Here is a 12,715-nt window from a genome sequence, read left to right as displayed (position 1 = left end):
CGGGCCGGGACGGGTGTTCCGTGAACCCGGGGACCGCGCCGTACGTGCCTCGGAGTGTGGCCCCGGCTGCCACGGCGACAGGCCTCGTGTGATCTCGTGAGGTACAGCCGGGCCGCGCCCGGGGCGTGGACGCGCCGCGGGGCCGACGGACCGGAGGGACGACGGAGCATAGGTCTAAACCAATTTGGGGACGACCCTTGTCACCGGGCCCCCGGTCTGATGAGCTGTGGCCTGGGACACAACGGACACCCTGGGAAAGGGAGATGTCGTGAGCAACGAAAGCCTGGCCAACCTGCTGAAGGAAGAGCGCAGGTTCGCGCCGCCCGCCGCTTTGGCGGCGGACGCCAATGTGACCGCGGAGGCGTATGAGCGGGCCAGGGCTGACCGGCTGGGGTTCTGGGCGGAGCAGGCGCGTCGGCTGGCGTGGGCGGTCGAGCCGACCGAGACGCTGGACTGGTCGAATCCGCCGTTCGCGAAGTGGTTCGCGGACGGGAAGCTGAACGTCGCCTACAACTGTGTGGACCGGCATGTCGAGGCCGGTCACGGTGACCGGGTCGCGATCCACTTCGAGGGTGAGCCCGGTGACAGCCGGGCGATCACGTACGCGGAGCTGAAGGACGAGGTCAGCCGGGCCGCGAACGCGCTGACCGAACTGGGTGTCGGCTCGGGCGACCGGGTCGCCGTCTACCTGCCGATGATCCCCGAGGCCGTCGTGGCGATGCTGGCCTGCGCGCGGATCGGGGCCGCGCACTCGGTGGTCTTCGGCGGGTTCTCCGCCGACGCCATCGCCACCCGTATCCAGGACGCGGACGCCAAGCTCGTCATCACCGCCGACGGCGGCTACCGGCGCGGCAAGCCCTCCGCGCTGAAGCCGGCCGTCGACGAGGCGGTCAGCCGCGTCGAGGGGGTGGACAAGGTCCTGGTCGTCCGCCGCACCGGCGAGGACGTCGCCTGGAGCGAGGGCCGGGACGTGTGGTGGCACGACATCGTGGGCCGCCAGTCGGCCGAGCACACCCCGGAGGCGTTCGACGCCGAGCACCCGCTGTTCATCCTCTACACCTCGGGGACGACGGGGAAGCCGAAGGGCATCCTGCACACCTCGGGCGGCTATCTCACCCAGGCCTCCTACACCCACCACGCCGTCTTCGACCTGAAGCCGGCAACGGACGTGTACTGGTGCACGGCCGACATCGGCTGGGTCACCGGCCACTCCTACATCACCTACGGGCCGCTCTCCAACGGCGCCACCCAGGTCATCTACGAGGGCACCCCCGACACCCCGCACCAGGGCCGCTTCTGGGAGATCGTGCAGAAGTACGGGGTGAGCATCCTCTACACCGCGCCCACCGCGATCCGCACCTTCATGAAGTGGGGCGACGACATCCCCGCGAAGTTCGACCTGTCCTCCCTGCGCGTCCTGGGCTCGGTCGGCGAACCGATCAACCCCGAGGCGTGGATGTGGTACCGCAAGCACATCGGCGCCGACAAGGCGCCGATCGTGGACACCTGGTGGCAGACCGAGACCGGCGCCATGATGATCTCCCCGCTGCCCGGCGTCACCGCCACCAAGCCCGGCTCCGCACAGCGCCCGCTGCCCGGGATCGCGGCCACCGTCGTCGACGACGAGGCCAACGAGGTCCCCGACGGCGGAGGCGGCTACCTGGTGCTGACCGAACCCTGGCCGTCCATGCTGCGCACCATCTGGGGTGACGACCAGCGGTTCCTGGACACCTACTGGTCCCGTTTCGAGGGCAAGTACTTCGCCGGTGACGGGGCGAAGAAGGACCAGGACGGCGACATCTGGCTGCTGGGCCGGGTCGACGACGTGATGCTGGTGTCCGGGCACAACATCTCCACCACCGAGGTCGAGTCCGCTCTCGTCTCGCACCCCTCGGTCGCCGAGGCGGCCGTCGTCGGCGCCGCCGACGAGACGACCGGTCAGGCCATCGTCGCGTTCGTCATCCTGCGCGGCACCGCCAGCGCCGAGGACGAAGGCCTCGTCGCCGACCTGCGCAACCACGTCGGCGCCACCCTCGGCCCGATCGCCAAACCCCGCCGGATCCTCCCGGTCGCCGAACTCCCCAAGACCCGCTCCGGCAAGATCATGCGCCGCCTCCTGCGCGACGTCGCCGAGAACCGCGAACTCGGCGACGTCACCACCCTCACCGACTCCACCGTCATGGACCTCATCCAGGCCAAGCTCCCCAGCACATCCACCGAGGACTGACCCAGGACACAGGAGAGACGGGACGCAGGGCCTTCCGGGCCTTTGCTCCCGTGAGGCCGCCCGAGGGGTGGCGGAGCTTCCGGTTCCCGGAGTTCCGCCACCTTTCGCGCGCGCCCGGACGGCCTCGCGCGCCCCGCCCTCGCGCCGCCCCGCGCCCCGCGCCCCACGCCCGCCCCGCCCCGCGCCTCGGCGTGCGCTCCGTCCCCCCTCCACCACTCCCACCATCCGATTTACCCGTAATGTGAACACCCCGGTGCCGACCGGGCCGCGGGTTGGTTAAGGTGGGCGGAAAGTAAAGACGCGACAAGATCCATCATGGTGTGCCGGGAAGTCTGGTCGGCGAGTGCTCAGTCCTGCCTGCTCGACCGGAGGTCCTCGCCGTGGCCGCGCCCCGCACCACCCCCCGTAAGGTCTTCGGACGCATCCCGCTGCCCGAACGCAACTTCGTCGCGGACGCGTTGCGCGCCGAGACCGTCGGCGGTGTCCTCCTGCTGATCGCGGCCGTCGCCGCACTCGTCTGGGCCAACACACCGGCCCGGGACAGCTACGCGAGCGTCTCGCACTTCCACCTCGGCCCCGCCGCCCTCGGACTCGACCTGTCGGTGGAGCACTGGGCGGCCGACGGCCTGCTCGCCGTCTTCTTCTTCGTCGCCGGAATCGAGCTGAAGCGCGAACTGGTGGCCGGGGAGCTGCGCGACCCCAAGGCGGCGCTGCTGCCCGTCGCCGCGGCCGTCTGCGGCATGGCGGTGCCCGCGGCCGTCTACGCCCTCACCAACGTGGTCGGCGGCGGGTCCCTCGACGGCTGGGCCGTCCCCACCGCCACCGACATCGCCTTCGCGCTCGCCGTACTCGCCGTCATCGGGACGTCGTTGCCGTCCGCGCTGCGCGCCTTCCTGCTCACCCTCGCCGTCGTCGACGACCTGCTGGCGATCCTGATCATCGCGGTCTTCTTCAGCGACTCCATCAGCCTGCCCGCCCTCGGCGGGGCCGTCGCCGGACTCGGCGTCTTCTGGCTGCTGCTCCGCAAGGGCGTACGCGGCTGGTACGTCTACGTCCCGCTCGCCCTCGTGATCTGGGGGCTGATGTACAACAGCGGCATCCACGCAACCGTCGCCGGTGTCGCGATGGGCCTGATGCTGCGCTGCCACCCGCGCGAAGGCGAGGAGCACTCCCCCGGCGAGCACATCGAACACCTCGTGCGCCCGCTGTCGGCGGGGCTCGCCGTGCCGCTGTTCGCGTTGTTCAGCGCGGGCGTCTCGGTCTCCGGAGGGGCGATCGGGCATGTGTTCACCCGCCCCGAGACGCTCGGTGTCGTCCTCGGACTCGTCGTCGGCAAGGCCGTCGGCATCTTCGGCGGTACGTGGCTGACGGCCCGTTTCACCCGGGCCTCGCTCAGCGAGGACCTCGCGTGGGCCGATGTCGCGGCCGTCGCCACCCTGGCCGGCATCGGCTTCACCGTCTCGCTGCTCATCGGCGAACTCGCCTTCGCCGGCGACACGGACCTCACCGACGAGACCAAGGCCGCCGTCCTGACCGGCTCGCTCATCGCGACCGTCCTCGCCACGGTCCTGCTGAAGATACGCAACGCCAAGTACCGTGCGCTGTACGAGGCGGAGGAGCGCGACGAGGACCACGACGGCATCCCCGACATCTACGAACAGGACGACCCGGCGTACCACCTGCGCATGGCCGAGATCTACGAACGCAAGGCCGCGGCCCACCGCAGGCTTGCCGAAGTGGCGGGTGGGGCAAGCGAGCAGAACGACGGTCCGGCATGATCTGACAGGACCGTACAAACACATGCAGAAGAGGGAGATCGCGATGAGCGCACCCGACGGCAGCCCGGTCGGCGCCGAACGCAGCATCGGCCAGTTGTTCGCCTCGGCGACGACCGAGATGTCCGCGCTGGTGCATGACGAGATCGCGCTGGCGAAGGCGCAGCTCAAGCAGGACGTCAAGCGCGGCGCGGTCAGCGGCGGGGCGTTCTCGGCGGCGATCGGCGTGCTGATCTTCTCCCTGCCGATGCTCAGCTTCGCCCTCGCCTACGGCATCCGGACCTGGAGCCACTGGAACCTCGCGATCTGCTTCCTGCTGTCGTTCGCGGCGAACGTGCTGGTCGCGGCCGTACTCGCGCTGATCGGGGTGTTCTTCGCGAAGAAGGTCAAGAAGAGCCAGGGTCCGCAGAAGGTGGCCGCCTCCGTGAAGGAGACGGCGGCCGTGCTGCCGAACGCCAAGCCGCACCCCCGGCCCGAACCGGTCGAGAACGCCATCGAGGCTGTGGCACGCTCGTCCTCATGACGGACCCCGCCACACCTTCGGCCCAACCCGCCTCCGTCGTTCGGATCGACCTTCCCGGACGCGCGGTGATCCACCGGGACGTGGCCGCCAACGGCGCGCGCTTCCACATCGCCGAGGCCGGCGACGGCCCGCTCGTACTGCTGCTGCACGGGTTCCCGCAGTTCTGGTGGACCTGGCGGCACCAGCTCGGAGCGCTCGCCGACGCCGGCTACCGGGCGGTCGCCATGGACCTGCGGGGCGTCGGCGGCAGCGACCGCACCCCGCGCGGTTACGACCCGGCCAACCTGGCGCTCGACATCACCGGCGTCATCCGGTCGCTCGGCGAGCCCGACGCCGCGCTGGTCGGGCACGACCTGGGCGGCTATCTCGCGTGGACCGCGGCCGTCATGCGGCCCAAGCTGGTCCGCCGGCTCGCCGTGTCGTCCATGCCGCATCCTCGGCGCTGGCGCTCCGCCATGCTCTCCGACGTCCGGCAGACCTCGGCCGGCTCCTACATCTGGGGGTTCCAGCGCCCCTGGCTCCCCGAGCGCCAACTCGTCGCGGACGAGGGCGCCCTGGTGGGCCGTCTGGTCCGGGAGTGGTCGGGGCCGAGGCAGCCGGACGACGACGCCGTGGAGACGTACCGCCGCGCGATGTGCATCCCGTCGACCGCGCACTGTTCGATCGAGCCGTACCGGTGGATGGTGCGGTCCATGGCGCGGCCGGACGGCATCCAGTTCAACCGGCGGATGAAGCGGCCGGTGCGCGTGCCGACCCTGCATCTGCACGGCTCGCTCGATCCGGTGATGCGGACGCGCAGCGCGGCCGGCTCGGGCCAGTACGTCGAAGCGCCTTACCGCTGGCGGCTGTTCGACGGGCTCGGGCACTTCCCGCACGAGGAGGACCCGGTCGCCTTCTCCACCGAACTGATCAACTGGCTGAAGGACCCGGAACCCGACCGGTGACGCCCGGTCAGCCCTGCGAAACCATCCGAACACGGGCCGTATCCCACCCGGCGCGCGGACGGTGAACACCTGTTCCTCGAACAGCCAATTGCCTGACGCATAGGCCAATTGGGCGCCCTGGGCGCGGTTATGGACCTTGGGGCCCGGGCAGACGTCGGGGTATGGGCTGGACGCACGACTACAGTGACGCAGCACGCAATCGCCGCTCGGCCTCGGGTCTGAGCTCCCATCAGAGGGGCACCCCGCAACTGGCGGGTGCCGATCCTCGCGTGGGGATTCCGCGCATTCTGCGCCGCCGGGCCCGCTGGGTCACGGTGCGGATCCGCCACCCCCGCGGCTGACGCCATCCCTCACCGGCCGGCCGGTCAGAGCGCGCAGCTGTCGCTGTCCACCTGCTGGTTGGCCGTGCGCCCCTTGGCGATGTCCTGCTGGATCTCGTCGGCGGTGAGCGCGTAGCCGGTGTCGGCGTCGTCGAGCGACTTCGCGAAGACCACTCCGTACACCTTGCCCTCGGGTGTCAGCAGCGGTCCGCCGGAGTTGCCCTGACGGACCGTCGCGTACAGCGAGTACACGTCACGGCGCACCGTCTTGCGGTGGTAGATGTCCGGCCCGTTGGCCGTGATGCGGCCCCGCACCCGCGCCGGCTGCACGTTGTACGAGCCGTTCTGCGGGAAGCCCGCCACGATCGCGCTGTCCCCGCTGTTCGCGTCCTCGGTGCTGAACCGCAGCGCGGGCGCCTTCAGGTCCGGTACGTCGAGGACGGCGATGTCGCGCTCCCAGTCGTACAGGACGACCTTGGCGTCGTACTTCCGGCCCTCTCCGCCTATCTGGACCGTCGGCTCGTCCACCCCGCCGACCACGTGCGCGTTGGTCATCACGCGGCGGTCGCCGAAGACGAAGCCGGTGCCTTCGAGGACCTTGCCGCAGCTCTGGGCGGTGCCCATGACCTTGACGATGGAGCGCTGGGCGCGGACGGCCACGGGACTGGCGGCGAGCGCCGGGTCCGGCGGCCGGACCTCCCGGATGGGCTCGTTGGCGAAGGGGCTGAAGACCTGCGGGAAGCCGTTCTGCGCGAGGACCGAGGAGAAGTCGGCGAACCAGGTGTTGGCCTGGGTGGGCAGCGCGCGGGACACGCCGAGCAGCACCTTGGAGCTGCGGACCTCCTTGCCGAGGGTCGGCAGCGTGGTGCCCGCGAGGGCCGAGCCGATCAGCCAGGCCACCAGGAGCATCGCCAGGACGTTCACCAGGGCGCCGCCCGTCGCGTCCAGGGCGCGCGCGGGTGACCAGGTGATGTACCGGCGCAGCTTGTTGCCGAGGTGGGTGGTGAGGGCCTGGCCGACGGAGGCGCAGACGATCACGACGATCACCGCGACGACGGCCGCGGTCGTGCTCACCTGGCTGTCCTCGGTCGCCCAGCCCCAGATCACCGGGAGCAGATAGACGGCGACGAGGCCACCGCCCAGGAAGCCGATCACCGACAGGATGCCGACGACGAAGCCCTGGCGATAGCCCACGATCGCGAACCACACGGCGGCGACCAGCAACAGGATGTCCAGCACATTCACGGAGGTCACCTTGTCATGCGCGCCAGTCGAGCGGGACCTGCTTCTCGCGGTCCCAGGGGCGCTCCCAGCCCGCGAAGTGCAGGATCTTGTCGATCACCCCGGCCGTGAAGCCCCAGACCAGGGCCGATTCGACCAGAAATGCCGGACCTCGGTGCCCGCTGGGGTGCACGGTGGTCGCGCGGTTGGCCGGGTCCGTGAGATCCGCCACGGGGACCGTGAAGACCCGGGCCGTCTCTCCCGGGTCGACGACACCGACCGGGGTGGGCCTGCGCCACCATCCGAGGACCGGCGTCACCACGAAGTGGCTCACCGGGATGTACAGCCTGGGCAGCACGCCGAAGAGCTGGACTCCGGTCGGGTCGAGACCGGTCTCCTCCTCCGCCTCGCGCAGGGCGGCGCGCAGCGGGCCCTCGCCCGCCGGATCGCCGTCCTGGGGGTCGAGGGCGCCGCCGGGGAACGACGGCTGCCCGGCGTGCGATCTGAGGGTGCCGGCGCGCTCCATGAGCAGCAGCTCGGGGCCGCGCGCGCCCTCGCCGAAGAGGATGAGCACCGCGGACTGGCGGCCCGAGCCGTTCGCCGGCGGCAGGAAGCGGCTGAGCTGGAGCGGCTCGACCGTGTCCGCGGCGCGCGCGACCGGGGTCAGCCAGTCGGGCAGCCCGTCCCTGGAGAGGTCCACCTGTCCGCCCCGCGTCTCGCTCGCGTCCCGTGTGTTGCCCGTGCGCGTCATCGCCACCCCCGTTCTGCTGTTCCCAACGCCCGCCGGGGCCCTGTTCGTTCCGTCATCCGGCGCCCAGTGGAGGTGCGGGGATGCCTCCCGCGTCCAGATAGGACTGCGGGGGGTTGAGCCGCTGGCCGGGGAAGCCGCCCTTCTCGTACTTGAGGAGCTTCTTCGCCTTCTCCGGGTCGGTCTCGCCCTCCCCGTACGCCGGGCAGAGCGGGGCGATCGGGCAGGCCCCGCAGGCCGGCTTGCGAGCGTGGCAGATGCGGCGGCCGTGGAAGATCACGTGGTGCGACAGCATCGTCCACTCGCTCTTGGGGAACAGCTCCCCGACGGCCGCCTCGATCTTCTCCGGCTCGGTCTGATCGGTCCACTGCCAGCGCCGCACCAGCCGCTGGAAATGGGTGTCCACGGTGATCCCGGGGCGCCCGAACGCGTTCCCCAGCACGACGAAGGCGGTCTTGCGGCCCACTCCGGGGAGCTTGACGAGGTCTTCGAGCCGCCCTGGCACCTCTCCCCCGAAGTCGTCCCGCAGTGCCTTGGAGAGCCCTATGACCGACTTGGTCTTGGCCCGGAAGAACCCGGTGGGGCGCAGGATCTCCTCGACCTCCTCCGGGTTGGCCTCGGCGAGGTCCTCGGGGGTCGGGTACTTGGCGAAGAGCGCCGGTGTCGTCTGGTTCACCCTGAGGTCGGTGGTCTGCGCGGAGAGCACCGTGGCCACGATGAGCTGGAAGGGGTTCTGGAAGTCCAGCTCCGGGTGGGCGTACGGGTACACCTCGGCCAGCTCGCGGTTGATGCGGCGCGCCCGGCGGACGAGGGCGGTGTGCGACTCGTCGCGCGGCGGGGCGGCGAGGGGCCGCGCGGGCGGGGCCTTATTGGCGGCGGGCTTGGTGCCGGGCTTGGTACTGGCCTTGGTGGCGCCCTTGGTGGCGGCCTTGGTGCCGGTGACCTTCTTGGCCGCTGTTTTCGAAGGGGCCGTTTTCGCAGGGGCCGTCTTCGAAAGGGCTGTCTTCTTGACTCCTGCTTTCCCGGGCGCGCTCTTCTTGGCCGCCGCTTTCACGGGGGCGGCCTTCTTGGCGACGGTTTTCGCAGGCGCGCCCTTCTTGGACACCGCCCTCTTGGCGGTGCCCTTGCCGGAGGCGCCCTTGCCAGAGGCGCCCTTGTCAGAGACGGCCCCCTTGGACGCTGTCTTAGTGGGCGTCACCTTCTTGGCGGCCGACGCCACCGGTGTCGACTTTGTCGCTTTTGTCGGCTCTTTGGTTCCGTCGGGGGCCTGTTCGCCCACAGCGGAATCGCGACGTACAACCATCCGCCCAGCCCCCTTGGCCTGTGCTCTCACCGGCGATTTGGACACCCGGCCAGCCTAGAGCCCGGCACCGACATCCGCCCCGGACCCTGAAGATCGGCCCCCAATTGGCCCCCTGCCGCACTCACTGGCACGCCAGTGCGGCAGACTTGTGACTGATCACACTGTTTGGACCGTCCGGCAAGATGGGGAACACGGTCCCCTGGTACCAAGGGGGAACGACATCCCCTGAGCAGGTCGACAAGGAGAGAACTCGTGGACGACGTTCTGCGGCGCGCCCCGCTCTTCGCGGCGCTCGATGATGAGCAGGCCGCGGAGCTCCGCGCCTCCATGAGTGAGGTGACGCTCGCGCGTGGCGATGCTCTCTTCCATGAAGGGGACCCCGGAGACCGCCTGTACGTGGTCACCGAGGGCAAGGTGAAGCTTCACCGCACCTCCCCCGACGGACGCGAGAACATGCTGGCCGTTCTCGGCCCCGGCGAGCTGATCGGCGAGCTGTCGCTGTTCGACCCGGGTCCGCGCACGGCGACCGCCAGCGCCCTCACCGAGGTCAAGCTGCTCGGCCTCGGCCACGGCGACCTCCAGCCGTGGCTGAACGCGCGGCCCGAGGTGGCCGCCGCCCTGCTGCGCGCCGTCGCCCGGCGGCTGCGCAAGACCAACGACCAGATGTCCGACCTGGTCTTCTCCGACGTGCCCGGCCGTGTCGCGCGCGCCCTTCTGGACCTGTCGCGCCGCTTCGGCGTGCAGTCGGAAGAGGGCATCCACGTCGTGCACGACCTCACGCAGGAGGAGTTGGCCCAGCTCGTCGGCGCCTCCCGGGAGACCGTCAACAAGGCGCTCGCCGACTTCGCGGGCCGCGGCTGGCTCCGCCTGGAGGCCCGCGCGGTGATCCTGCTCGACGTCGAGCGGCTCGCCAAGCGCTCGCGCTGACCCGTTCGGCCGTACGACGACGGGGTCCTGTCTCTTCCGAGGCGGGGCCCCGTCGCCGTTCCCATCGTCCGCCCCCGGGGTGGGCAGCCGGATGAGCCCGCCCGGGGTAGGCGGCTAGATGAGGCCGCCGGGGGTGGGCGGCTAGATGAGCCCGTGTTCGCGCAGGTACTCCATCTGGGCCCGGACGGAGAGTTCGGCGGCGGGCCACAGGGAGCGGTCGACGTCCGCGTAGACGTGGGCGACGACCGCCTCCGGGGAGCGGTGACCGTCCTCGACGGCCGTCTCGACCTGGGCGAGCCGGTGGGCGCGGTGGGCGAGGTAGAACTCGACGGCGCCCTGGGCGTCCTCCAGTACCGGGCCGTGTCCGGGCAGCACCGTGTGGACGCCGTCGTCGACCGTGAGGGACCGCAGCCGGCGCAGCGAGTCGAGATAGTCGCCCAGGCGGCCGTCGGGGTGGGCCACCACGGTCGTACCGCGCCCGAGGACGGTGTCCCCGGTCAGTACGGCCTGATCGGCCGGGAGATGGAAGCACAGCGAGTCGGCGGTGTGGCCCGGGGCGGCGACGACACCGAGTTCGAGTCCGCCGACGGTGATCACCTCGCCCGGGGCGAGCCCCTCGTCGCCCAGCCGCAGCGCCGGGTCCAGGGCCCGCACCTTCGTACCGCTCAGCTCGGCGAACCGGGCCGCGCCCTCGGCGTGGTCGGGGTGTCCGTGCGTCAGGAGGGTCAGCGCGACGCGCTTGCCGGCCTTCTCGGCCGTGTCGAGCACGTTCCGCAGGTGGACGTCGTCCAGGGGCCCGGGGTCGATGACCACCGCGAGTTCGGAGTCCGGCTCGGACACGATCCAGGTGTTCGTGCCGTCCAGGGTCATCGCGGAGGGGTTGGGGGCGAGGACGTTCACCGCGCGCGCGGTGGCGGGGCCCGAGAGGACGGCGCCTCGGGGCTGTCCGGGGAGGGCGGCTGCGTCGGTCATGCGGAGGCTCCGCCCGTCGGGATGTGCTTCGTGAACTCGTCGTGTCCGGGCCAGGAGAGGACGACCTCGCCGTCCTCCAGGCGCGCCGACGCCAAAACGGGGGTCATGTCACGGGCAGCGGCGGCGGCGAGGGCGGCGGCGGCGCTCCGGTGCTCGGCGACACTCCGGAGCGTCGCGATGGTGGGCGGCATCATCAGCAGCTCGCCCTTGTCGTAGCCGGCGATCGCGTCGGCGGGGCGGATCCACACGGTCCGGTCGGCCTCCGTGGAGGCGTTGCGCGTGCGCTGGCCCTCCGGGAGGACGGCCACGAAGAACCACGTGTCGTAGCGGCGGGACTCGAACTCGGGGGTGATCCAGCGGGCCCACGCCCCGAGCAGGTCCGAGCGGAGCACCAGGCCCCGGCGGGCGAGGAACTCGGCGAAGGACAGGTCCCTGGCGACCAGGGCGGCCCGGTCGGCCTCCCAGTCGTCGCCGGTCGTGTCCCCGGCCACGGTGTCCGGGGTGGGGCCAGCGAGCAGGACGCCCGCCTCCTCGTACGTCTCCCGTACGGCCGCGCAGACGACGGCCTGCGCCGAGGTCTCGTCCACGCCCAGGCGCTCGGCCCACCACGCGCGCGTGGGGCCTGCCCAGGCGATCTGGCGCTCGTCGTCGCGGGGGTCCACCCCGCCGCCGGGATACGCGTACGCGCCTCCGGCGAAGGCCATGGAGGCGCGTCTGCGGAGCATGTGCACCATGGGGCCGGTCCTGGTGTCCTTGACGAGGATCACGGTGGCCGCGCGCCGGGGGGTGACCGGTGTCAGCGTGCCCTCCGTGAGAGCCCGGATCCGCTCCGGCCAGTCCGCCGGAAACCACTGCCCATTCCCCATGGCCGGAGGCTATCCCGAGCCGGGCGGATGTTCGAGACCCCACCGCCCCACAGGCCCTTTTCGCCCCCTCCGCCCCGGCCCGACCCGAACCCGGGGCTCCGGCCCGGACCCCGCTCCTCAAACGCCGGAGGGGCTGAAAACCAGCCCCGCACGGCCCGCACCCGGCGGCCGGCGGGAGGGGCCGTGCCGGACAGGTACCGCCCACCGCACCCACCCGGAGGGCTACGCGCGGGTGAGTTCCACCTGGATCTCGACCTCCACCGGCGCGTCCAGCGGCAGCACGGCCACGCCGACCGCGCTCCGCGCGTGCACGCCCTTCTCGCCGAGCACCGCGCCCAGCAGCTCGCTCGCCCCGTTCAGCACGCCCGGCTGCCCGGTGAAGTCCGCGGCGGAGGCGACGAAGCCCACCACCTTCACGACCCGCGCGATGCGGTCCAGGTCGCCCACGACCGACTTCACGGCGGCCAGCGCGTTCAGCGCGCACGTCCGGGCCAGTTCCTTGGCCTCCTCGGCGGTGACCTCGGCACCCACCTTCCCGGTGACCGGAAGCTTCCCGTCCACCATCGGAAGCTGGCCGGCGGTGTACACGTACACGCCCGACTGCACGGCGGGCTGGTAGGCCGCGAGCGGCGGGACGACGCCCGGCAGCGTCAGCCCCAGCTCGGCGAGCTTCGCCTCGACCGCCCCGCTCATGCGGACTTCTCGCGCTTCAGGTAGGCCACGAGCTGCTCGGGGTTGTTCGGCCCGGGCACGACCTGGACGAGCTCCCAGCCGTCCTCGCCCCAGGTGTCCAGAATCTGCTTCGTGGCATGGACGAGCAGCGGCACGGTTGCGTATTCCCACTTGGTCATGTGGCCGACTGTATCCGCTGCCGCGGATCGCTTCCCGC

The 12,715-nt window shown here is 71.3% G+C and carries 13 protein-coding genes; 6 read left to right on the top strand and 7 right to left on the bottom strand.

What is annotated here, in order from left to right:
- Nucleotides 1-226 precede the first annotated feature (226 nt).
- From acs to AB0912_RS11235, 5 genes are all read left to right on the top strand, one after another.
- On the top strand, nt 227-2,227 hold the full coding sequence (gene acs / locus AB0912_RS11255) for an acetate--CoA ligase (protein WP_366698100.1): 2,001 nt from the start codon (nt 227-229) through the stop codon (nt 2,225-2,227).
- Between the two features lie 380 nt (nt 2,228-2,607).
- Nucleotides 2,608-4,005 (top strand): Na+/H+ antiporter NhaA, encoded by a 1,398-nt coding sequence (nhaA, locus tag AB0912_RS11250; protein ID WP_366698098.1) that lies wholly within the window; start codon nt 2,608-2,610, stop codon nt 4,003-4,005.
- A gap of 43 nt (nt 4,006-4,048) precedes the next feature.
- Nucleotides 4,049-4,525, top strand: coding sequence for a phage holin family protein (locus tag AB0912_RS11245; protein WP_366698096.1), 477 nt, complete (start codon nt 4,049-4,051; stop codon nt 4,523-4,525).
- Nucleotides 4,522-5,469 carry an alpha/beta hydrolase gene (locus AB0912_RS11240; protein ID WP_366698094.1) on the top strand — a complete coding sequence of 316 codons (948 nt, stop codon included), beginning with the start codon at nt 4,522-4,524 and terminating at the stop codon, nt 5,467-5,469. The genes AB0912_RS11245 and AB0912_RS11240 overlap by 4 nt, the downstream gene beginning before the upstream one ends.
- 161 nt (nt 5,470-5,630) lie before the next feature.
- Complete coding sequence (locus AB0912_RS11235; protein ID WP_366698092.1) at nt 5,631-5,810, top strand: hypothetical protein; 180 nt, start codon at nt 5,631-5,633, stop codon at nt 5,808-5,810.
- Nucleotides 5,811-5,834: 24 nt separating this feature from the next.
- On the opposite strand, the gene AB0912_RS11230 is transcribed toward AB0912_RS11235, so the two are convergent.
- The 3 genes from AB0912_RS11230 to nth are packed head-to-tail and all read right to left on the bottom strand — an operon-like array spanning nt 5,835 to nt 8,977.
- Nucleotides 5,835-7,034: a MarP family serine protease gene (locus AB0912_RS11230; RefSeq protein WP_366698090.1), complete on the bottom strand. Its 1,200-nt coding sequence runs from the start codon at nt 7,032-7,034 to the stop codon at nt 5,835-5,837.
- Nucleotides 7,035-7,047: 13 nt separating this feature from the next.
- On the bottom strand, nt 7,048-7,761 hold the full coding sequence (locus AB0912_RS11225) for a CoA pyrophosphatase (protein ID WP_366698088.1): 714 nt from the start codon (nt 7,759-7,761) through the stop codon (nt 7,048-7,050).
- Nucleotides 7,762-7,813: 52 nt separating this feature from the next.
- On the bottom strand, nt 7,814-8,977 hold the full coding sequence (gene nth / locus AB0912_RS11220) for an endonuclease III (RefSeq protein ID WP_366698086.1): 1,164 nt from the start codon (nt 8,975-8,977) through the stop codon (nt 7,814-7,816).
- A 336-nt stretch (nt 8,978-9,313) separates the two neighbouring features.
- On the opposite strand from nth, the gene AB0912_RS11215 reads away from it, so the two are divergent.
- Complete coding sequence (locus AB0912_RS11215) at nt 9,314-9,988, top strand: Crp/Fnr family transcriptional regulator (protein WP_016642758.1); 675 nt, start codon at nt 9,314-9,316, stop codon at nt 9,986-9,988.
- A gap of 141 nt (nt 9,989-10,129) precedes the next feature.
- Here the strand turns inward: AB0912_RS11215 and AB0912_RS11210 are convergent, their stop codons facing one another.
- From AB0912_RS11210 to AB0912_RS11195, 4 genes are all read right to left on the bottom strand, one after another.
- Entirely contained in the window at nt 10,130-10,960 is an 831-nt protein-coding gene (locus tag AB0912_RS11210) for an MBL fold metallo-hydrolase (protein ID WP_366698084.1), read from the bottom strand.
- A complete protein-coding gene (locus AB0912_RS11205; protein ID WP_366698082.1) occupies nt 10,957-11,826 on the bottom strand; it encodes an NUDIX hydrolase in 870 nt (289 codons plus the stop codon). Before AB0912_RS11205 ends, AB0912_RS11210 begins: the two co-directional genes overlap by 4 nt.
- Before the next feature lie 222 nt (nt 11,827-12,048).
- Entirely contained in the window at nt 12,049-12,519 is a 471-nt protein-coding gene (locus AB0912_RS11200; RefSeq protein ID WP_366698080.1) for a RidA family protein, read from the bottom strand.
- Nucleotides 12,516-12,677, bottom strand: a complete 162-nt coding sequence (locus AB0912_RS11195; RefSeq protein ID WP_075033571.1) for a DUF4177 domain-containing protein — start codon at nt 12,675-12,677, stop codon at nt 12,516-12,518. The genes AB0912_RS11200 and AB0912_RS11195 overlap by 4 nt, the downstream gene beginning before the upstream one ends.
- Nucleotides 12,678-12,715 lie beyond the last annotated feature (38 nt).

The organism is Streptomyces sp. NPDC007084 (genome assembly GCF_040703595.1).
Taxonomy (GTDB): Bacteria; Actinomycetota; Actinomycetes; order Streptomycetales; family Streptomycetaceae; genus Streptomyces.
The sequence above is the reverse complement of the archived record's forward strand: the minus strand, read 5'-3'. Positions and strand labels throughout refer to the sequence as shown.